Source organism: Niallia sp. RD1, from assembly GCF_024219955.1.
Lineage (GTDB): Bacteria > Bacillota > Bacilli > Bacillales > Cytobacillaceae > Niallia > Niallia alba.
Genome location: NZ_CP100420.1, coordinates 4012165 through 4034109, shown reverse-complemented (window position 1 = coordinate 4034109; position 21945 = coordinate 4012165). Strand labels below are relative to the sequence as shown.

Genomic DNA, 21945 nt, shown 5'->3' with positions numbered 1-21945 from the left:
TGTTGTATAAAATTGAAAAAACCCCTTGACTTTTCAGAAACACCTCCATAATCAGCGTGAATACCAGTTCTTGGTATATCTCGTACGAAATGGGGTTTTTTTGTTGAAAAAAAGCAAGTTTTTAGAAGCGATTGAAGTATGTAGGGAGGTATTGTACGATTTCCATTTCATGTGCGATTCCCGCATGAAATCAACCTACTTTACACGTAAAGGAGGCAAATTGACTTTCCCAGAAACAATTTTGTTTGTGCTAAATCTAGTAACGAGAAGCTTGCAGATTGAGTTGAATGACTTTTTTGAGTTGATTAAAAAAGAAGGAGAAATTATAAGTAAACAGGGATTTTCACAAGCGCGAAAAAAAATAAAACCAGAAGCCTTCAAGACGTTATTTGACACCATTACGACGTGGTTTTATCAGACAAATAACTCCTTTAAATATAAGGGCTTCCGGTTATATGCGATTGATGCGTCTATCATAGAAATAGCCAATTCCCAAAGGCTAAGAGATACCTTCGGCGCATCAAAGGGCAATGGCAAGGAACTTGCCAGAGCCATGGTATCTACTATTTATGATATCGGAAATGATTTATTTGTAAAGGGGATAATCACAAAATGTACAGATAGCGAGCGCACAGTAGCGATAGAATTAATTGATAGTTTCCTAGAACTGCGTTCTAACCACGACCTTTTTCTTTTTGACCGTGGGTATCCATCTCAATATTTCTTTCACTATCTTTTGAAGAATAAAGTGAATTTTGTTGTTAGAACGCCAGTTAATTTTTACCGAGCCGCTATAAAAGAAGGGATCCCTGATCAGGTCATTGAACTCAAGTATAAAAGCAACGTCATGCGTTTGCGTGCGGTCCGTATCCCATTAGGCTCTGGAGAAGATGAATTACTTATAACGAATATATTAGATGAGTCTTTTGATATTCCGGCTTTTAAAGAGTTGTACTTTAAACGATGGTCAATCGAAACAAAATACGATGTCTTAAAAAACAAAATACAGATTGAAAGATTCTCAGGCGAAACAAAACAGACGATTGAACAAGAGTTTTATGCTGCTTTATTTTTAAGCAACATGGCTTCCCTACTAAAGCATGAGTCAGATGTGATCATCGCCGAGGATCAGAAGGATAAAGACTTAAAGCACAAATATAAAACTAACACCAATATTTTAATTGGCGCACTAAAAGATAAGCTCATTTGTTTAATCATTGAACCAAGTCAAAGGCGAAGAAAAAAGATGTATAAAGACCTACTGAACGAAGTTCAGCGAAATAGAGTCCCAATTAGACCTGGAAGGAAATTTAAACGTTCCAGAGGGCTAAATGCGAATAAACATGGATTTGGACAACGACCAGCTATCTAACAAAACGAACAAATAGGAAAATCAGGGAAATGCCAAAAAAATTAAATAGGCACTTCCCGGGCATCCTATTGGCTTTTTTAGTTATCAGAATATTATAAACATCAATTTTGGTTTACCACTGGTAATTACTGGTTTCTTAACTTGATGACATTGGGACTCGTCCCCCAACTAGACAAAAAGGATATTTATTCTCCCACAAACATTTTACTCATACTCCCTATTATCGATTATTCTTTTACTGGTTCCTCATAATCAATTCCTTTTGTATCTACAGTAACTTGTTTCATCTTCATTTCTTTTAATGGCTTATCGTTATTCTCATCTCTATCTGTAGAGACAATTTTATCGACGACATCCATTCCTTCTATTACCTTACCGAACGGTGCGTATTCGCCATCCAAATGAGGTGCGTCTGCGACCATAATAAAGAATTGAGATCCGGCTGAATCTGGCATTTGAGATCTTGCCATACTGATAACGCCTCTTTCATGCTTTAAGTCGTTTTCAAAACCATTCTCCGAAAACTCTCCTTTAATAGAATATCCTGGTCCACCTGTTCCATTTCCCTTTGGATCGCCACCTTGAATCATAAAATCGGGAATGACGCGATGAAAAATCAGCCCATCATAAAAGCCTTGATTTACTAATGAAATAAAATTATTCACTGTATTTGGCGCTTTATCTGGATAAAGTTCTACTTTAATTTTCGAATCATCCTCCATAATAATAGTAACGATAGGGTATTCGTCTGAGGAAATCGCTTTTCCTTGTGATTTTTCTCCTTCATTTAGTGGTTCCGTGTTCTTCGTTCCACATCCTGAGAGTAATAATAAAAGGATGGATAAACTAAAGAATAGCATCATCCAACCAGTCCGTTTTCTACACACCATGACTTTTCCTCCTATGCTTAGATTCCTCCCTATTTTAGCGAAATCTTCTTTTCTGCACAATAAATAACCTTTAATAAAGAAAGTTAAAAAAGAGGCTGGGACAAAACTAGATAGCCAATCTGTAAAGACGAACAATCTCTAATTTATCTCTTAAATAAAGGTTCCTTTATACAATGGTTATTTATGTTTTTAAATATAGTCAAGTGTAAAAACTAATTCGTTCCATTGCGCTACAGACACACGATTCGCCGGGGAGCAACCTAAGCCTCCTCGGCTAAAGCCTGTGGGGTCTAAAGATTGCTCTACTTCCCGCAGGAGTCGAGTGTCTTCCGCTCCATTCCACTCTGTTTTTAAAGGCAATTCCCTAAAAAATATTGTTTTTTTAGAAAAAATGAATTAGTAGGAAATATGGAGCAGCCTGAATACACGTAGACTCCTATGGGAGCTGCGAGAAAGTCCGAGACCCTGCAGGCCAGAGGCCGAAGCGGCTCGGCGCTCGCCCCATGGAAAGCGAAGTGTATTCAGGCTGCGGATATTAACACTAACTGTACTGAAACAGCCTTTTATAAAACTAATAAAACCCGAACAATCATTTAGTATTATTTGATAGTTGTTCGGGTTTATCTATGACTGGAATACTTATGTCCCAGCCTCTTTGTGATTACGTTAAAGATTTTAATAGATAACTAGCTAAATATGGAGAATGAATACGGACTGCAAGGGAAGGTGGCTTGCTTTTATTCACCAATTCTGATGGAAAGCCAAACCAAACTACCTTTTGATCGATAACGACCATGGGAAATGGTATTTCAGAAGTAGATACGATCTTTGCCCGACCGAAAAGCTGCTTCCACTCTTGTGTTAAGATTTCTTTCCGTTGGGGAATGGATAAAAACACCTCGCTTTTTGAGCGCTCCATGTCTTTTTTTAATAATTCTATCCTCTGTCCATGCGTCCAAAATAACTTTGGATTCTTTTTTTGAATCCACTCGCCAATTTGTTGATTAGTTATCACACTATTAACCATTTCCTGATGGTTGACAAGCTGACGAATCGTTTTTCTATTATCAATTGTCGTTTTCATATAATGTCTGTTTACTATATGAATAAATTTTCCTTTAGCCCTACTTATCGCAACATTAATTAAACGCTCACTCTCTTTTCCTGTTAAAAGCATTCCTGGTCGTGAAAGTGGATTACCTTCCACACTATCAAAGATAATTACATCTCTCTCGCTGCCTTGAAAACGATGAACTGTTGCTATTGTTAAGCGCTTTTCTTCGAGTGCTTCAGGGAAAAATTCATATGCCATTGCTTCTACTATTTCAGCTTGAGCTCGATATGGTGTAACATAGCCAATACTAGTTCTTTTCTCACTTAATGCCTCATTGATAACTTGTAAAGCTAGTAAAAGATGCATATAATTCACTCGTGATTTCGAGCCTTTTTCAAAAGTTGCATAAACTCCGAAATGACTAGAATCTAGTAAGACACTTGCGCTCCCCTTGAAAGGTGGTTTGTCAGCAATGGATTTTCTTTTCTTCTCCACGTGCTTATGATCCCCTACCAATGAATGATAGATATATTTATTAGTAAATTCTGAGATGCTTGGATGCATTCGTCTTTGCTCGTTTAGTAGTAAAAGTTGGGGATGCAATGATGAACGATGCACAGTATTTGCTACACCTGTTGCATGAAAGACATCTTCCTTTAACCATTTGTCTACCAATGCATGGCGACTTGATGCAATCGGTGGTAGTTGTTTAAAGTCTCCACATATAATGATTCGTTTTGCAAGGGATGCAGCAAAAGCCACTTGTGGAATATATGCCATGCTGGCTTCATCTAAAATGACTAAATCGTATTCATCTTCATAAATGGCAGGATCTGTCGCTGCTTTGGCTAATGTAGTACCCACAATCTTCGCTTTTTGCATAAATTGTAATTCTCTTTTACGGATTTTTTCCATGACACTTGCCAATCTTTCTTCCATTTCTAACAGCTGAGAAGAATCTCTGACTGTAAACGAACTTGCAAGATCTTGTTTAAGCTTACGTTTTTCTTCGATAAACTGTTGTCTTTGCTTTGCAAGATCCATATCTTTTTTATCAAGCAAAGAGCTAGATGTAATTTGCTCTTGTTCCAGATTGCCATTGCTGTTATTTCCCCCGTATCGCAGGATATCGCCCAGTTTAAAACGGCCTTTTTCTTTTATCGTTGAGGTTATTTCTGTCAGTAGTACATCAACTGCCTGATTACTTTGGGCTAAAAGCAGTATTCTTTTCCCTTTCCAATAACGTTGTAATGCCACTCTTGCAAGTGTGTACGTTTTTCCTGTTCCTGGTGGTCCCCATACAAAAGAGACTTGATTATACTTACATCTAAGCGAAAGCTCATGAACATTATTTTTTAGCTCTTCACTAGGATGCTTAGTTGCTTCGCTAGGATGCATTAATTTTACTATTCTACTAAGCTTCCGTTTATTCTTTTTTATCAAATCAAAGCGAATTTGCAGCTGTTCTAAAAGTTCCCAGGGATCATGGGACAAATAGGCTTCAGCAATATCCTCACCAATCATCTTTTCTAAAATGACTAAAAGGCTCTTACCATCTGCCGATAATACTCGTCCTTTAACTGCCAGAGATCCCCAGTGGATGATTACATTTGAGCCAATGGGAACCTTTAGATTGCCGATACTTTCAAAATAATAGGTATAATCATTTTCTGTATTTAATCGTATCCCATTATATAAAGCAACTTTAGATTGACTATATTTTTTTAAATAATTTATTTCTATTTGCAGCGCTTGTTGCCACTGTTTGATTGTAGTGATAATGTTTGTCATTTTTCACTCTAATTCCTTTTCTTAAAAAATCGATTTTTCTATTATAGCACTTAAAAGAAAAGAAGGATAGAAACAGGAAAATCCAGTTCTCTCCTTCTTGCTTAATTTTTTTCTTCCATTTGTTTTTCTATATATTCATCGATTTTTGTATCTAACCGTTCTAAACTTTTTAATGCGCGTTCTTTTGTTATCTTACGATAGTGATGATGGCCACCAGGCTCCTCGTCCTTCTCATCAGCTAATTTGACTATTTTTTGCAGTGGTGATAGAGTGGCCGATCCTCCTGGAATAAAACTATCTGTATGAAAAAGGACCGCTAACGCTATTTCTTTTGCTTTTACAGGATTTTCTCCTAAACGAATTAATAATTTATGCGCTCTTTCCGCACCCTTAATTGGATGAATGTCATTTTGTCTATATAATTTATAATCCCATTTTCCATCTTTATACCAGGTGTAATGACCCATGTCATGTAAAAATCCGGCTTTAGCTGCATTATCGACATCGACATTTGATTCTTTTGCCATTTCAAAAGCATGATAAGCAACTGCCAGAGCATGAGCTAAACCTGATCGGGTAATATATTTTTGGGCAATATGATGGTTATAAATATCAATAAGCTTAACATCTCTCATCTCCGACACTTCCTTTCTTTATAAAAACCTCCCTACAAGAGAGAATTTATTTTCTTATTTGCTTTCTCCTACCCCTATTAAACCGATTAAAAAAGTATTTTTCCTATTATATTATATTTTTTATAAAATGATAATAAAAAACACCTAAATATGCGAATTTACTTGCCTTTTAAGTGAAAAGTGTTTTCTTTAATTAATTTGTTTAGTTTTTAAATTTTTATAATATTTTGAATAGGTTGTGATATGGGAGAGTATACAAAAAGATGTGATCTATCGTCCATCACATCTTTTTGTATTTTTATGCATTTACAGTAGGTAAAATGGAAGCTCCCATTAAGTATTCATCTACTTTTCTAGCAACTTCTCTTCCTTCGTTAATTGCCCACACAATCAAACTTTGGCCTCTTCGTGCATCTCCAGCTGCAAAAACACCTTCAATATTTGTTGTAAAATCACCGTATACTGCAGCAACTTTGCGGTTCGATGTTTCTAGACCAAAATGCTTTAATACAGGTTGTTCTGGTCCTTCAAAGCCGATTGCGATAAAAACTAATTGTGCTGGCCAAATTTTTTCCGTACCTGGAATCTCTTTAAATATAAACGTTCCGTCTTCTTGCTTTACTTTTTCCATCGAAACTGTGTGTAATTCTTTTAATCTTCCATCTTCGTCTTTTACCAGCTTTTCCGTTTGAATGCCATACTGTCTTGGATCTTCGCCAAATTTTTGTTCAGCTTCTTCATACGCATAATCTAAGGTGAAAATATTTGGGGCAGCTGGCCACATATTCTCACTTGTTCGCACAACGCCTAGCTTTGGATGTTTACCAAATTGAACAACGCTTTTGCAGTTTTGACGAAGGGCAGTCGCTACACAATCAGCACCTGTATCACCACCGCCAATAACAATAACATCTTTTCCCGCAGCATCGATGAAGTTTTTGTATTGAAAATTAGAATCTAATAAACTTTTCGTAACGCCAGATAAATAGTCCATTGCAAAGTGAACACCCTCTGCATCTCTGCCTTCCATCACTAAATCCCTTTGTTTTTGAGCACCAGTACATAGAATGACTGCATCATACTTTTCTCTTAACTGTGAAGCTGTTATGTCTTTTCCTACCTCTGTATTGGTAATAAAATCAATACCCTCTTGTGTTAGTAACTTCACTCTTCGCTCTACTTCTTTTTTCTCGATTTTCATATTCGGTATGCCATACATTAATAATCCGCCAGGTCTATCCGCTCTTTCATATACTGTTACAGAATGCCCTGCTTGATTTAATTGATCTGCACTTGCAAGCCCGGCTGGTCCCGATCCAATGATCGCAACTTTCTTTCCTGTTCTCCTTGCAGGAATACGCGGTTGAATCCAGCCGTTTTCAAACCCTTTATTAATAATAGTTCGTTCAATATTTTTAATCGCAACTGCTGGGTCAGATATAGCAACCGTACAAGATCCTTCACATGGAGCTGGACAAGCACTGCCGGTAAACTCAGGAAAGTTATTCGTTTTTAATAATCTCTCTAAGGCTTCTTTCCATCGCCCTCTATAGACTAAATCGTTCCACTCAGGAATTAAGTTATGGATTGGACAACCTGATGTAGTTCCCGCAATTTCCATCCCTATATGGCAGAATGGTGTTGCACAGTCCATACATCGTGCTCCTTGTCTTTGAAGTACCTCATCAGAGAAAGGAGCAGAATATTTTTTAAAATCTTTTAGGCGGGAAAGCGGATTTCTTTCTTCCGCTTCCTCCCGATTAAATTCGATGAATCCAGTTGCTTTCCCCATCCTGTTCTCTCCTTTCTACTGCACTAATACGGTTATTTTATTTGTTTGTTTTTTTTTGTCTTGTTTGGAATTATTCTCAAATGCTTCCATTGCAGCTGCCTCTTCTGACAGGCCGCCTTCCAACCCTTTTTGAATATTTGCAATCATTCGTTTATAGTCTTTCGGAATCACTTTCACAAACTGTTGTACGTATTTATCCCAATTAGCAAGCACTTGTTGAGCTGCTAAACTATCTGTTAGTTCCATATGTTTTTCAAGGAGCCCTTTTATTCTCTCTATTTCTGCTCGTTCTTCTAACTTTTCAAAGATAATCATTTCTTTATTGCATAATGCTTTAAATTGTTCAGCATCTTTAGATAATACATAGGCTACTCCACCTGACATACCAGCTGCAAAGTTTTTCCCTACATCTCCTAATATGACCACTTCTCCACCAGTCATATATTCTAAGCCGTGGTCACCTATGCCTTCTACAACTATACTCGCCCCACTGTTACGAACAGCAAATCGCTCTCCTGCTTTTCCGTTAATAAAAGCTTCCCCACTTGTTGCACCGTAAAAAGCCACATTTCCAATAATGACATTATCTTTGGCGTCAAAGGAATTGACAGATGGTGCTTTTGCGACAATTCTTCCGCCTGATAACCCTTTTCCAATATAGTCGTTTGCATCACCGGTTAAATATAAACTCATGCCTTTAGGGATAAAAGCACCAAAGCTTTGGCCTGCTGAACCGGTGAAATGTAAATTAATTGTATTTTCTGGAAGACCTTCTTCCCCATATAGCTTCGATACTTCACTACCTACGATAGTGCCTGTTACGCGATTTGTATTTCTGATTGTATAATGCAAATCCAACATTTCTTTATTAATGATTGCTTTTTGAACGGCTGGAAGAATTTTTTGAATATCTAAGCTTTCATCAATTTTATGATTTTGTGGTGTTTCAAACGTTCTAGGTCCATCCACTTGATATAAAAGCTTCGATAAATCTAAATCTTTTGCTTTCCAATGTGTTTTTGCTTCTTCGCTGACTTTTAGTACATCTGTTCTACCAACCATTTCTTCCACTGTGCGGAATCCTAATTGTGCCATCAGCTCACGTACTTCTTCAGCGACAAAACGCATGAAGTTAACGATATGATCTGGATCGCCAGCAAATTTATAGCGTAATTCTGGATTTTGTGTTGCGATACCTACTGGACATGTATCTAAGTGACAAGCACGCATCATCACACATCCCATAACAATTAGCGGAGCTGTTGCAAAGCCAAATTCTTCTGCTCCCATAAGAGCTGCAAGCACAACGTCTTTCCCTGTCATGAGCTTACCATCAGTTTCCAAAACAACACGATTTCGTAAACCATTTAGCATAAGTGTTTGATGCGCTTCTGCTAAACCTAATTCCCATGGAAGACCCGTATGTTTAATACTTGTTTTAGGTGATGCTCCTGTTCCCCCGTCATATCCACTTACGACGATTACGTCTGCTGCCCCTTTTGCAACGCCAGCAGCAATCGTACCAATACCGCCTTTTGAAACTAATTTAACGGAAATACGTGCATCTCTATTGGCATTTTTCAAATCATGAATTAGTTGAGCCAAATCCTCGATCGAATAAATATCATGATGCGGCGGTGGGGAAATTAATCCTACACCTGGTGTGGAACCACGGACCTCTGCAACCCACGGATATACTTTATTACCTGGTAATTGCCCGCCTTCACCTGGTTTTGCACCTTGCGCCATTTTAATTTGCAATTCTTTGGCGTTAATTAAATAATGACTTTTTACACCGAATCGTCCCGAAGCAATCTGCTTAATATTACTTCTTCTGTTGTCACCATTTTCATCTATCATATAGCGGGATGGATCTTCTCCACCTTCTCCACTGTTACTACTTGCGCCTAATCTGTTCATCGCAATTGCTAATGTTTCATGTGCTTCCTTACTTAACGATCCAAAAGACATTGCACCAGTCTTGAATCGTTTTACAATGGATTCGACTGATTCCACTTCATTAATATCAATCGGCTGTCTAGTAGCATTAAAAGCTAATAAATTTCGTAAAAAACTCATGCTTTCTTCGTTGGCTGCTTCAGAGAATTGTTTGAATAATGAGTAATCCCCTTTTCGACATGCCCATTGTAAAGTATGAATGGTTTTCGGATTAAAGGCATGATGTTCCCCGCCTTTTCTCCATTGAAAGTCACTGCCGGAATCTAGCGTTTCATCAATCGATTCTTGATAGCCTAATTGATGCCTTTTCGATGCCTCTTCTGCAATAGTATTTAAACCAATACCACCAAGCTGTGATACAGTGCCTGTAAAGTATCGATCAATTACTTCTTTACCGATGCCAACAGCTTCAAAAATTTGTGCTCCTCGATAGCTTTGTACAGTAGATATACCCATTTTAGACATTACTTTTACGACACCTTCTGTAATCACTGTATTATATCTTGCTACCGTTTCTTCATATGAAAGGGATAGAATCCCATCTTCTATAGCTTGATTGTAGGTCGCATACACTAAATATGGATTAATCGCATCTGCACCGAAACCAATTAAACTTGCAAAATGATGAACTTCCCTTACTTCTCCAGACTCTACAATAATACTTGCTTTCGTACGAAGTCCTTTTTTAATTAAGTCTTGATGCAATGCACTTACAGCAAGTAAAACCGGAATCGCTTTTTCTTCCTTGTTCATTGTTCGGTCTGATAGGATAAGCAAAGATACACCTTGTGCAATTGCTTCTTCTGCTTTTTCTACGAGAAGATTTAAACTACTTTCTAAGTTATCTGTAAACAAGGCATCTAGAGTTCTTGCCGTGAATTTTGAAGACGTATTGGCTCGTAATTGCTCTACATTACTATTTGATAAAATAGGTGTTTTTAATTGGATTCGATAACAATTACTTGCATCAGGATGTAATAAATCACCTTCGGCTCCTAACCAAGAAAGCGTTGATGTAACTAAGTGTTCCCGAATCGCATCAATCGGCGGGTTAGTAACTTGCGCAAATAGCTGTTTAAAATAGTTAAATAAGGATTGTGGCTTATTAGATAACACGGCTAGTGGTGTATCATTGCCCATTGAGCCAATTGGGTCTTTTCCCTCTAAAACAACTGGAAGCAAATTCTTTTGGACATCTTCATACGTATAGCCAAAAGCTTTTTGTCTTGCAAGTAAATCAGCGAATGTTTCTGCTTTTTCTTCTTTTGTTTCCTCTAATCGAATGACTTCTTCTAACCAATCAGCGTATGGATGCTCGGAAGCAATCGTATTTTTCAATTCCTCATCAGAAACAATACGTCCTTCTTCAAGATCAATTAATAGCATTTTCCCTGGACTTAAACGCTCTTTATAAAGGACATTTTCTTCTTCGACTGGTACAACTCCAACTTCTGAAGAAAATACGATATAGTCATCTTTCGTTACATAATATCTCGCCGGACGTAAGCCATTACGGTCAAGAATAGCACCGATTTGTTTTCCATCTGTGAATGTAATGGCCATTGGACCATCCCAAGGTTCCATTAAGCTACTGTGATACTCATAAAAATCTCTTTTTCCCTTTGTTATATGCGGATTTTCTGTCCAAGGCTCTGGAATCATCATCATTGCTGCATGAGCAGGTGTGCGTCCCGATAAGATAAAGAATTCTAATGCATTATCAAATACAGAAGAATCACTTCCGTTAGCATCCAAAATTGGCAGAACCCTTTGTAAATCCTCTCCAAAAACTTCTGACACAAATTGCTGCTCTCTTGCTTTCATCCAGTTAAAGTTTCCCCGTAATGTATTAATCTCACCGTTATGAATTAAATATCGATTGGGATGCGCTCTTTCCCAGCTAGGAAATGTATTGGTACTAAAGCGAGAGTGGACAATCGCAAAAGCAGATACAAAAGTTGGATCTTGCACATCTAAGTAAAAGCTTTCTACTTGATCAGATGTTAATAATCCTTTATAAACAATCGTGCTGGAAGATAAACTTGCAAAGTAAAATTCTTTTCCTTCCGTTCTACCCCAATTTTCCGCTAATTTGCGGATAATATATAGTTTCCGTTCAAAAGCTAATTTATCTTTGTTTGCTTGATTTGATTGAATGAATACTTGGCGAACAACCGGACAGCTTTTCTGTGCGACTTTTCCGATTTTTCTGAAATCTGTAGGTACAGTTCTCCATCCTAAAAGTTCTTGGCCAACTTCTGCAATATATTCGTTAATTTTTGATTCAATTAAGTCTCTATTAGGATCTTCTTTGGAAAAAAAGATCATACCAACAGCATATTTGCCACTCTCTGGAAGAGCAATATTTTCTAACTCTTTTCGAAAAAAGGCATCAGGTATTTGCACCATTAAGCCAGCCCCATCTCCAGTTAATGGATCACTTCCTTGCCCGCCACGATGATCCAATTTACAAAGCATACTTAAACCTTTTTTTACAATGTCATGTGTCGCTTCCCCTTTTATATGAGCGTACAGTCCGATTCCACACGCATCATGTTCAAATTCCGGTCTATATAAGCCCTGTGCTTTTTCCATTTGGTTGTACGTCATTTCAACCACCCCTGTCAGATTTTCTAACAACTTTTTCAATTCAGATAATTTAATTATACTATACAAATTCATATGTACAATATATCATTTAGATAGAACTAATCTAAAAATTAGATGATAAAAAGTGCAGGCACTGAGACAAAAACCATACAAACTAGTCAACTAAGTGAACCAAGTTCTGCTACAATGGCACTAACTAAGGCTTAAGGTATTTTTTTGTGTTTACTTATGCCTTGAAAGTTTGTTAGGTGAGACTATTTAAACACAGCAGGATTTAGTTTAATTTTATCCTACTCTTGATGGAGAGTAAGCCCGCTCAAACAAAGGAAAATCGATGAGTGTTGAAGCTCTCCCGTAAAGATCCCATAAGTGCAACTAACCATCATAATTAATAAAAAAGAAGGTCGTTAAAATGGAACTTAGACAATTAAAATACTTTATTGAGGTAGCGGAAAGGGAACATGTTTCAGAGGCTGCTGAACATCTTCATGTTGCTCAATCTGCTGTTAGTCGCCAAATTGCAAATTTAGAAGATGAATTAGGCGTTCAATTATTCGAACGAGAAGGTAGAAACGTAAAATTAACTTCGATTGGAAAAATTTTTTTAACCCATTCTCTTTCCATCATTAAGTCGGTTGATCAAGCTATTGAACAAGTAAATGCCTATTTGGATCCCGAAAGAGGTTCCATTAAAATAGGCTTTCCAACTAGTCTTGCTAGTCATTTGCTGCCAACCGTTATTTCTGCCTTTAAAGAAAAACACCCGCATGTAAAATTTCACTTGAGGCAGGGCTCTTATCATTTTTTAACCGAAGGAGTAAAAAACAGAGATTTAGATTTAGCCTTCTTAGGTCCTGTTCCAACAGACGACTTTTTATTAACGGGAAACATTCTGTTTACAGAAAAAATCTTTGCCTTATTGCCAAGTAACCATGTGTTAAGTGAAAGAAGAGCACTTAGATTACGTGATTTGCGTAATGATCAATTTGTTTTATTTCCAGAAGGGTATATATTGCAAAAAATCGCTTTTGATGCGTGTAAACAAGAAGGGTTTTTACCAAATATAAATGCAGAAGGCGAGGATTTAGATGCGATAAAAGGATTAGTTTCTGCAGGAATGGGTGTGACACTTTTACCAGAAAGTACTTTCTATGACAATGTTCCAAAGTTTACAGTGAAAATTCCAATTGAAGACCCCATTATTAACCGAACGGTTGGTATTATCGTCCCAAGCAATCGGGAATCTCCTCCATCTGTTCAAACCTTTCGCAGATTTATCATCGACTTTTTTACTATATTAGAAAAATACCAGTAATAAAAGCAACAAGAAGGGTCAAATCTTTTAAAAAAAATTTTGACCCTTCTTTTCACCCGTTTTTTATTTTCCTAAAACTTCCTTCACTAAAGAATGGAAAATAGTAAGTGCATGATCAATTGGTTCTGGTGTAGTCAAATCGACGCCTGTTTTCTTAAGCAGTTCAAGAGGGTAATCAGAACTTCCACTTTTTAAAAAGTTTAAATAGTTTTCTACGTCCTCTTTCTTTCCTTCTAAAAGTTTGTCTGCAATATTAATAGCAGAAGCAAATCCGGTCGCATACTTATATACATAAAATGGTCGATAAAAATGAGGGGTCCTCGACCAGCCATACTTCACTTGCTCATCTACTACTAAATCACTCCCATTGTATGCTTTAAATAATTCCTCATAGGTTGTATTGAAAAAATCCAAGGAAAGCGGCAATCCATTCTCAGCTTGCTCATGGACAGTTTTTTCGAATTCACTAAACATTACTTGAGTAAAAAATGTTCCTTTAAAGCTATCGATAAAATGATGTAGTAAATGCTCTCTTTTATCTGGATCTTTTTCTATTTTTAATAAATGCCTAATTAGCAAAACTTCATTAACCGTAGAAGCCACTTCTGCTACAAAAATGCTATATCCTGCACTTATTTGCGGCTGATGCTTGCTACTAAAATAAGAATGCATACCATGCCCACATTCATGAGCTAAAGTAAATAGACTATCTAAATCGTCTCGATGGTTAAGAAGAATATATGGGTGCACACCGTATAAACCTAAATTATATGCACCTGATCGTTTTCCTGGTGTTTCCCGCACATCTAAGTAACGCTTCTCTTTAAAGCTTTTTAATACAGAAATATAGTCTTCCCCTAACGGCTGTAAGGCATCAAGCATTATTTGGAACGCTTTATCGTAGCTGATTTCTTCTTTTGCTGCTTCTCCAACTAGTGGCACACTTAAATCATAGGCATGGAGCTCTTCAATCTGCAGTCGCTCTTTACGAAAATTCATATAGTCATCCAAATAAGGTAAGTTTTTTCTAGTTGTACGAATTAAATTATTGTACACTTCAACAGGAACTTGATCACCGAATAAGCTTTTTTCCAAGGCTGAAGGATAATTTCTTAGCTTTGCCGTTTTTACATTATTTTTTATTGCTGCACTAAAAGTAGCAGCTATCGTATTTTTTAGACCAATATAGGGCTTATAATACGCTAGATAAGCTTCTTTTCTTACTTCTCTATCTTCATTTTCGATTCGTTTCGCATACATTCCCCTTGTTAATTCAACCTTTTCTCCATTGTCATTTGTTACTTCTCCAAAGGTTATATCCGCATTGTTGATCATCCCGAAAACATTGCTAGGTACAGCTAATGATTCCCCGAGTTCTGATAAGATTTCTTCTTTTTCCTTGCTTAAAACATGTTTTTTATAGCGAAAGGATTCCAATAAATCCTTTTCGAAATAAGCTAATCCCTCTTCTTCTTTTATGTATGCTTTTAGTTCTTTTTCATCTAACGATAATAAATAGGGCATAAAAAAGGATGTGGCACTGCTATATTTTTGGCCGACATAACGTGTTTTTTCAATAAGGCTTTGTGCATGGGTATTACGCGTGTCTAAATCTAACAGCAGCATTCCGTATGCGTAAACTTTTCGATAAATAAAACTAACTTCCTCCGATAAAGATAGGTAAGTTAATAAGTTAGCTCCATTGGTAATTTTTCCATTGAATGCTTTAAGCCCATCAATTTTTTCCTTTACCGCTTCTAAATCCTTTTCCCACTCTTCTTCTGATTCATATATATCGCCTAAATTCCACTTTTCAAAAATTGCGACTTCTTCCCTTGTTTTAAATAGTTGCATAAACTTCCTCCCAGTTTTTCTATTGACTGTTTTTGTCTAGTTTGCTGCCTGTAATCTTAGACTAAATAGATTAGACTTTAAGTATATGCAGTAATCATACATAGAATTATCCTTTCGTGTAAAGTAGAAACGTTTCTATCCGCATTTTGGCATTTTCTTGTTAACAATTTTTATAAAGAAATTATATATATAAAGAGTCGTGATATAGAGACTTCCCCTGCGATATTATCATGTTAACTTCAAAGAAAAAGCTTGCTAAACTTCAAGTAACTATGTTATATTAATCAAGCGATGAGCTATATTGAATAAGTCAATGAACGTTATTACGCTATGTGGAGCGTAGTTTATTGCCTCAATACGTAGGATACATTTAAGTATCCCAGAAACTGCCGATAAACTTATGTTTATCGGCAGTTTCTATATTATACAACTTATTATCAATTCCAAATAAAAAGCTATCCTTTTTCACAGGTAAAGACCTCACTAAATTTCTTAGATGAAATATAGTAAGGTCTAACCTTTTAGGATAGCGGTTATGATTATTATTATAATTTTACTATGGTTATTAAGTAGTTAATTGATTTAACTCTTCCGTTAAGCGATAAAATAATTCTCTGTCACCAGCGATCAATGTTTCATCAATTTGTCTTTTTAGTTCTACTTTTCGAAAATCGTAAAGGGCTTTTTCTAAGACCATTTCAGCAAATAAAGAATCAACAACATTTCCTACAGACTGTTTTGGTGCATTTAATAAATACTTTTCCATTCGAATCAACCCCTTGTTCTTTTTTATAGTATAGCAATAATTTTCTGATAATTCAAATACTTTTTTGAGGTAATTTATTCCTTTTAAAAAATATAACAAGCTACTTACTTTAACAAGTTCCCATCATTAAGGATTATAAACATAAAATAAAGAAATCTTCCCATCATTGGTGATTTTCTTTATTGAAATTATGAATTCAGCAAGAAATCCTGCTGTCGCAAACTCCGTTATTATTTTGATATTGGCTATTTCCAAATTTTCATGTATTCTTGATAGAGATTAAGAAAGGGGAAAATAGAAATGGCCTATAAAATGATCGTATTAGATATGGATGATACATTATTAACAGATGAACATATAATTTCTGAAGCAACAAAAAAAGCACTTATGCTTGCCCAAGAACATGGTGTAAAGGTAGTTCTTGCATCGGGAAGACCAACATATGCCATGCAGGAAGCTGCAAAAGAGCTAAAGCTTGCGGAATATGGTAGTTTTATTCTTTCATTCAATGGAGCGAAGATAATAAATTGTAAAACGGGTGAAGAACTGTTTAGCAGCACACTTGCTCCAAAAACCGTTCATCAGCTTTTTGATTTAAGCGAAAGAGAAAATGTATGGATTCATACGTATATGGAAGATGAAATCATTACACAACAAAATAATCCATTCACGGAAATCGAAGCACAAATAACAGGATTACCTATAAAAACAGTCGCAGATTTCAAGGAAACTGTTTCTTCTCCTGTTGTAAAGGTATTGATGGTAAAAGAAGAGGATCACTTAAAAGTAGTAGAAGCTAAATTACAAGCAGAGTTAGCAGAACATTTAAGTGTGATGCGCTCCAAGCCATTCTTCCTTGAGTTTACTGAATTAGGAGTTACAAAAGGGACAAGTCTAGCGTTTCTTATCGAAAAGCTTGGCATTACTAGAGAAGAAGTTATTGCCATCGGGGATAGCTATAATGATGTTGCAATGATTGAATTTGCAGGTCTCGGCGTAGCAATGGGTAATGCGCCAGATGATGTGAAGGAACTTGCAAATTTTGTCACAGATACGAATAATAACGATGGAGTTGCTAAAGTTATCAATACATTTATTTTAGAGCCTTTAGCTGCTGCTAAGCAATTAAACTAAGAAAGAAGCTGGGACATAACAAAATATATAATGCGTACAGACGAAGCCGAAGTGGCTTGGCGCTCGCACCATGGAAAGCGAAGTGTATTCAGTCTGCGGGTGATCAGCCCAAACCTTTTTTCTTAAAATGAATAAACCCCAAACAGTTATACGAATCTTTCTTTGCATGTACGTATAATCGTTCGGGGTTATTTGGTTAAAAATACTATGTCCAGCACTTTTCTTATATAGATTATCTAATTATTATCGTGCAATATGAAAAAGGGTTTTTATTCTTCCTCATCAGGATCATTAAAGACTTTAATCGTTTTAAAAGCCAAATTTATTTTAAAGTGAAGATTCCAATTACTGCGAAGAACCTCTATCTCATGGTCTTGAACAGAAACACATAAGACAACGTCCCCATCCCAATCCATTAATACATATTCGTTTTGGTTAGAGAAAAGTTTATAGTCTTTATGTGCTATTAAATTCCATCCAAAATTTAGCGTGTGGCTTTTATTCGCCATTAAGATGCTCCTTTATTTTCCTTGGAAAAGGAATTATTTCACTTCAACGGTCCATCCAAATGGATCTTCTTGTCTTCCATTTTGGATGTTAGTGATCGTATCATATAATTTTGTTGCTAATTCGCCTGTTTCTCCGTTATTAAGAACAATTTTTTCTTCATTCCAGAAAAATTCACCTATTGGAGAAATAACGGCTGCTGTACCAGTACCAAATGCTTCTTCTAATTCACCTTTTTTATGAGCTTCGAATATTTCTGCAATCGTAACTTTTCTTTCCGTTACAGGAATATTCCAATATTGTAGCAACTCCATAATACTGCTTCTTGTTACACCTTCTAAAATACTGCCATTTAATTGTGGGGTTACTACTTCTCCATTAATTTTGAAGAATACGTTCATTGCCCCTACTTCTTCAATATATTTCTTTTCCACGCCATCTAACCAAAGAACTTGAGAGTAGCCTTTTTCTGTCGCAATTTGCTGTGCTTTTAAGCTTGCGGCATAGTTACCAGCCGTTTTTGCTGAACCAGTACCACCAGCAACAGCGCGTACATATTCATTTTCTACAAAGATTTTTACAGGCTTAACACCTTCTTTATAATACGAACCTACAGGAGATAAAATGATCATAAATTTGTAGCTAATAGATGCTGCCACTCCTAAAAATGGTTGAGTGGAAATAATAAATGGTCTTATGTATAAAGAAGTTCCTTCCCCATTTGGAATCCATTCTTTGTCGATATTAATTAATTGTTTTAATGCATTTAATGCAAACTCTTCATCTATTTCTGGAATACAAAGTCTGTCATTTGATTTATTTAAACGCTCCATATTCTTTTCTGGTCTAAATAAAAGGACTTTTCCTTCTTTTGTTAAATAAGCTTTTAATCCTTCAAAAACTGCTTGGCCATAGTGGAAAATAACAGAAGCAGGATCTAAAGTAATTGGTTGGTAAGGAAGAATTTGTGCATCATGCCATCCTTTATCGACTGAATAATCCATCATAAACATATGGTCAGTGAACACTTTACCAAATACTAATGTAGAAGGATCCGGTTTTGGTTTCTTTTCTTTTGCTAATGTTACAGTGATTGTTTGTTCTGTCACGTTCCATTCTCCTTATCTTAAACATTATTTCTATTTATTATAACGCAAAGTTCTGATAGAGAAAGCAGTTTTAGTAAAAAGTTATAAAATATTTTTGAGAAACATCGATATCATCTGTTTCTATCGGCAAAATAAAGATAACTTCTATCAATCGGTGTTTTTCTTCATCCCCTACAGACGGTTAGTTGCACTTATCGGACCTTTCCAGGCAGTTATCCCTCACGTAGCTTTCTAGATTTTCCGCAGCTTAAGCTTAGCGGATTACTGCCCATTAAGAGTGGGATAACACAAAAAAACAACCATAATCTACACGAATGTACATTTGGTTGCCTATACTAATTCCAATGCTTTGTTTCTTCTAATAGTTCATCAATCTCTATGTCGATTAAATTCCAAGTGGATATATCTTGCTCTAAATCGGTTGTATTTGTTAAAATTTCGTCGATGTCGGTTCTAATTAAATGCATGATAGCCTCCTTTAAAACCGTTTAATTCTGTCTAGAGTTTATGTTAAATAGCATTTTCCATGATGGAAACGGTTATGTATATTATAGCAGTATTAACGTTTACATATAATAAAGATGCTTTACAAATTGATTACATGTTCGGTACAAAACAATGAAAAACATAATTAGAAGGAGATATTGCCAGAACATGATATAATTATAACTTATTAATATTGATGCTGTTTTATATTATAGGTATAAAGGGAAAGTAGTTAAAATACAGCGATATTCGTTACTTTTGGTCTATCTATATTAATAACCTTATTTGCTTGATTTATTCGTATTTTATTTGGTTATAATGGGTAGACAACGGGAGGTTTTAAAATGACAAAACTATTAAAATGGGTTATTACCATTCTGATCATATACGGAGCTTATAATTTTTATTTTAAAGAGAGCAAAAATAATGCAGTAACTGAACAATCTCCTACGTTAGAAAATAGTATCAATCAAAATTCAATTACTTCCTTTATTCAATCAGTTACAAAGGAATTAGGTAATTTAAAATCGCTCTTTAATGACGCTCAAGATATTCTTCCTGACTGGAATGTAGAAGAAAATGCTGAAGAAATAGCAAAACCAGAGTTAGTCACACCAAAGGATCATCCTTTTTCGATCTATAATATTTCTCTTGGGGATAATAAACAGGCAGTTGAAAAAACGCTTGGTAGCCCCCAACGAGTAACTACTAATGAATATGGAATCTCCTGGTTTACGTATCATCATAATTATCAAAATTTTGTTATGATAGGCTATGACGAAAATAATCAAGTAGCTGCCTTATATACAAATCAAGATTTAATCGCTTCTACTAACGGCATTAAAAAGGGAACAGAAAAAGCAAAAGTGTTAGAAACATTAGGAGAACCGCTAACAGAATTAAGAAAAGGGCTTGTTTCTTACAAAATGACGAATGACAGAGATTATGAGATGTTCTCGCTTGATGGTTCCTATGTTACAGTATTTTTTGATAAACATGAGAATAACACAGTAACTGCCCTTCAAATCGTAAGTTCTTCTATAGAAGAAAATCGGAAGGATTTTTATGTGGATGGCAGTGAGGAACTGAAAGAAGGATTTGAATACCAATTATTTGATTTGACAAATGCGAGTCGAGTTAATAACCATTTAAAGCCTTTATCATGGGATGAAGCAGTCAAAGAAACAGCCCGCAAGCATAGTTTAGATATGGCGGAAAATAATTATTTTAGTCATACTAATTTAGAAGGTGAGTCTCCGTTTGACCGGATGCTGAACGATGGCATTCGATATAGCATGGCAGGAGAAAATTTAGCCTACGGACAGAATAGCAGTATATTTGCCCATGAAGGCTTAATGAACTCCATGGGTCATCGGGAAAATATTCTCCAAAAAGATTTTGCCTTCCTAGGCATAGGAGTCGCCTTCAATAACAATGCTCAACCATACTATACAGAAAACTTTCTTACAAAATAAAACCAACCGGTCTATTCGACTTGGTTGGTTTTTCTTCTATTCTTTCATTTAATATTTAAAAATAAACGGTTAATTCAAACAGAATGTGCGAGGCTAATGTAGAATAAAATGTTCCATCTCGCTCATCGAAAAGTGAGCATCCCGAGTGAATTCATCCTTATTTGAAAATGCACTTTACACAATTAAATTACCAATCATCCAAATTAAGAAAAAACTAATCACAATCGATAAATTGGCAGCAGTTCCGACAAAATGTTGATTATATTTAAACTCCACACTATATGGAAGAACACTTGATGCCATCGGTAAAATTAAACCAATCAAGATCGTATAACGAAACATATCTTCTGCTGGCCATAAAAGATAAGCAAGTATCCCTAAAAATAAGCCAGTACCATATCGAATCCCAAGTACTCTTCCAATCCCCTTCCAATGCTTCTTTTCAAAAGAAAAATTCAAATAAATACCAAGTAGCAATAAAGATAGTGGCATATTTGCCTTTGAAATAGTGGACGTTACTTCAATCACCTGATGTGGCATATGAATACCAGTTATATTAATGAAGAAAATAAAAACATAGGTCATTAACGGAATGGACTTTCCTAATTTTCCTACTACCTGCTTCGTTGTCATTACTGTCCCTTCTTGTGAATAATAGCTACCAATTAAATAGCTAATCCCAAAGGTAACGAGTGCATTTCCAATATCAAACATGCCAAAATATTTAATCCCTTCAGCACCCCAAATCCCTTGAACTAAAGGATAGGCAAAGATACCAATATTAAATCCTGGAATAAGCATGCCTAGCATCCCTTTTTCCTTGTTTGCTTCCTTTCGAAATAAAAAAAGGCCAATAATCGAAATAAGAACTCCATAAAATAACCCTAAAAATACTAATATAAGCAATGACTTTTCAATAATCACGTTATGTAAGGTAGAGATAATCAAGCACGGTAGAGTGATATTAAAGATTATTCGTGCTAACCCTTCCCCATCCTTTTCTTTAATAATATTTCTCTGTTTAAAGAAATAACCAATTGCAATGATAATCACTGAATAAAAAAATTGGGTATTGAAATTTTCCATTTCTCTAAATTCCCCTAACTATGCAACAAATTTCCAATGAAACTACTATACTACTAATCAGAATGCTTGCAAAGGCTTAGACGGAAAAAAGATTGAGTCAAGTTTTTGTG

General features: G+C 35.8%; 15 protein-coding genes. 4 read left to right on the top strand and 11 right to left on the bottom strand.

Going from position 1 to position 21945, the window contains the following annotated elements; all coding sequences use genetic code 11:
- Positions 1 to 184: 184 nt before the first annotated feature.
- Complete coding sequence (locus NKG37_RS19200; protein ID WP_254414795.1) at positions 185 to 1372, top strand: IS4 family transposase; 1188 nt, start codon at positions 185 to 187, stop codon at positions 1370 to 1372.
- Between the two features lie 227 nt (positions 1373 to 1599).
- Here NKG37_RS19200 and NKG37_RS19195 read toward each other — a convergent pair whose 3' ends face one another.
- From NKG37_RS19195 to gltB, 5 genes are all read right to left on the bottom strand, one after another.
- Entirely contained in the window at positions 1600 to 2262 is a 663-nt protein-coding gene (locus NKG37_RS19195; RefSeq protein ID WP_040343696.1) for a peptidylprolyl isomerase, read from the bottom strand.
- A 661-nt stretch (positions 2263 to 2923) separates the two neighbouring features.
- Entirely contained in the window at positions 2924 to 5107 is a 2184-nt protein-coding gene (locus NKG37_RS19190; protein WP_169188592.1) for an AAA domain-containing protein, read from the bottom strand.
- Positions 5108 to 5208: 101 nt separating this feature from the next.
- Positions 5209 to 5742: an HD domain-containing protein gene (locus NKG37_RS19185; RefSeq protein ID WP_254415120.1), complete on the bottom strand. Its 534-nt coding sequence runs from the start codon at positions 5740 to 5742 to the stop codon at positions 5209 to 5211.
- 298 nt (positions 5743 to 6040) lie between these two features.
- Positions 6041 to 7534 (bottom strand): glutamate synthase small subunit, encoded by a 1494-nt coding sequence (gltD, locus tag NKG37_RS19180; protein WP_254415119.1) that lies wholly within the window; start codon positions 7532 to 7534, stop codon positions 6041 to 6043.
- Between the two features lie 15 nt (positions 7535 to 7549).
- Positions 7550 to 12103: a glutamate synthase large subunit gene (gltB, locus tag NKG37_RS19175; protein ID WP_169188591.1), complete on the bottom strand. Its 4554-nt coding sequence runs from the start codon at positions 12101 to 12103 to the stop codon at positions 7550 to 7552.
- Positions 12104 to 12515: 412 nt separating this feature from the next.
- Between gltB and NKG37_RS19170 the strand changes: the two genes are divergently transcribed.
- A complete protein-coding gene (locus NKG37_RS19170) occupies positions 12516 to 13418 on the top strand; it encodes a glutamate biosynthesis transcriptional regulator GltC (RefSeq protein ID WP_254415118.1) in 903 nt (300 codons plus the stop codon).
- 63 nt (positions 13419 to 13481) lie between these two features.
- Here the strand turns inward: NKG37_RS19170 and pepF are convergent, their stop codons facing one another.
- On the bottom strand, positions 13482 to 15272 hold the full coding sequence (pepF, locus tag NKG37_RS19165; protein ID WP_254415117.1) for an oligoendopeptidase F: 1791 nt from the start codon (positions 15270 to 15272) through the stop codon (positions 13482 to 13484).
- A 565-nt stretch (positions 15273 to 15837) separates the two neighbouring features.
- Entirely contained in the window at positions 15838 to 16038 is a 201-nt protein-coding gene (locus NKG37_RS19160; protein WP_169188590.1) for an IDEAL domain-containing protein, read from the bottom strand.
- A gap of 300 nt (positions 16039 to 16338) precedes the next feature.
- Here NKG37_RS19160 and NKG37_RS19155 point away from each other — a divergent pair, with 300 nt between their 5' ends.
- Positions 16339 to 17172, top strand: a complete 834-nt coding sequence (locus NKG37_RS19155) for a Cof-type HAD-IIB family hydrolase (RefSeq protein WP_016203811.1) — start codon at positions 16339 to 16341, stop codon at positions 17170 to 17172.
- A 269-nt stretch (positions 17173 to 17441) separates the two neighbouring features.
- Here NKG37_RS19155 and NKG37_RS19150 read toward each other — a convergent pair whose 3' ends face one another.
- From NKG37_RS19150 to NKG37_RS26170, 3 genes are all read right to left on the bottom strand, one after another.
- Positions 17442 to 17681: a hypothetical protein gene (locus NKG37_RS19150; protein ID WP_016203810.1), complete on the bottom strand. Its 240-nt coding sequence runs from the start codon at positions 17679 to 17681 to the stop codon at positions 17442 to 17444.
- A gap of 33 nt (positions 17682 to 17714) precedes the next feature.
- Positions 17715 to 18788: a branched-chain amino acid aminotransferase gene (locus tag NKG37_RS19145; RefSeq protein WP_101731169.1), complete on the bottom strand. Its 1074-nt coding sequence runs from the start codon at positions 18786 to 18788 to the stop codon at positions 17715 to 17717.
- Positions 18789 to 19123: 335 nt separating this feature from the next.
- Positions 19124 to 19255: a hypothetical protein gene (locus tag NKG37_RS26170; protein ID WP_263479814.1), complete on the bottom strand. Its 132-nt coding sequence runs from the start codon at positions 19253 to 19255 to the stop codon at positions 19124 to 19126.
- 363 nt (positions 19256 to 19618) lie between these two features.
- Between NKG37_RS26170 and NKG37_RS19140 the strand changes: the two genes are divergently transcribed.
- Positions 19619 to 20749 carry a CAP domain-containing protein gene (locus NKG37_RS19140; protein WP_016203809.1) on the top strand — a complete coding sequence of 377 codons (1131 nt, stop codon included), beginning with the start codon at positions 19619 to 19621 and terminating at the stop codon, positions 20747 to 20749.
- Between the two features lie 174 nt (positions 20750 to 20923).
- On the opposite strand, the gene NKG37_RS19135 is transcribed toward NKG37_RS19140, so the two are convergent.
- The gene (locus NKG37_RS19135; RefSeq protein WP_169188589.1) at positions 20924 to 21835 is read right to left on the bottom strand and encodes an AEC family transporter; all 912 of its coding nucleotides are present in this window, start codon (positions 21833 to 21835) and stop codon (positions 20924 to 20926) included.
- Positions 21836 to 21945 lie beyond the last annotated feature (110 nt).

What these genes read in the sequence shown, in the direction of transcription:
- NKG37_RS19155 (WP_016203811.1), top strand. Translation starts at nt 16,339, where the DNA reads ATGGCCTATAAAATGATCGTATTAGATATGGATGATACATTATTAACA.
- NKG37_RS19160 (WP_169188590.1), bottom strand. Translation starts at nt 16,038, where the DNA reads ATGGAAAAGTATTTATTAAATGCACCAAAACAGTCTGTAGGAAATGTT.
- NKG37_RS19190 (WP_169188592.1), bottom strand. Translation starts at nt 5,107, where the DNA reads ATGACAAACATTATCACTACAATCAAACAGTGGCAACAAGCGCTGCAA.
- NKG37_RS19150 (WP_016203810.1), bottom strand. Translation starts at nt 17,681, where the DNA reads ATGGCGAATAAAAGCCACACGCTAAATTTTGGATGGAATTTAATAGCA.
- NKG37_RS19200 (WP_254414795.1), top strand. Translation starts at nt 185, where the DNA reads ATGAAATCAACCTACTTTACACGTAAAGGAGGCAAATTGACTTTCCCA.
- NKG37_RS19135 (WP_169188589.1), bottom strand. Translation starts at nt 21,835, where the DNA reads ATGGAAAATTTCAATACCCAATTTTTTTATTCAGTGATTATCATTGCA.
- NKG37_RS19140 (WP_016203809.1), top strand. Translation starts at nt 19,619, where the DNA reads ATGACAAAACTATTAAAATGGGTTATTACCATTCTGATCATATACGGA.
- NKG37_RS19195 (WP_040343696.1), bottom strand. Translation starts at nt 2,262, where the DNA reads ATGGTGTGTAGAAAACGGACTGGTTGGATGATGCTATTCTTTAGTTTA.
- gltD (WP_254415119.1), bottom strand. Translation starts at nt 7,534, where the DNA reads ATGGGGAAAGCAACTGGATTCATCGAATTTAATCGGGAGGAAGCGGAA.
- NKG37_RS19185 (WP_254415120.1), bottom strand. Translation starts at nt 5,742, where the DNA reads ATGAGAGATGTTAAGCTTATTGATATTTATAACCATCATATTGCCCAA.
- gltB (WP_169188591.1), bottom strand. Translation starts at nt 12,103, where the DNA reads ATGACGTACAACCAAATGGAAAAAGCACAGGGCTTATATAGACCGGAA.
- NKG37_RS19170 (WP_254415118.1), top strand. Translation starts at nt 12,516, where the DNA reads ATGGAACTTAGACAATTAAAATACTTTATTGAGGTAGCGGAAAGGGAA.
- NKG37_RS26170 (WP_263479814.1), bottom strand. Translation starts at nt 19,255, where the DNA reads ATGCATTTAATTAGAACCGACATCGACGAAATTTTAACAAATACAACC.
- pepF (WP_254415117.1), bottom strand. Translation starts at nt 15,272, where the DNA reads ATGCAACTATTTAAAACAAGGGAAGAAGTCGCAATTTTTGAAAAGTGG.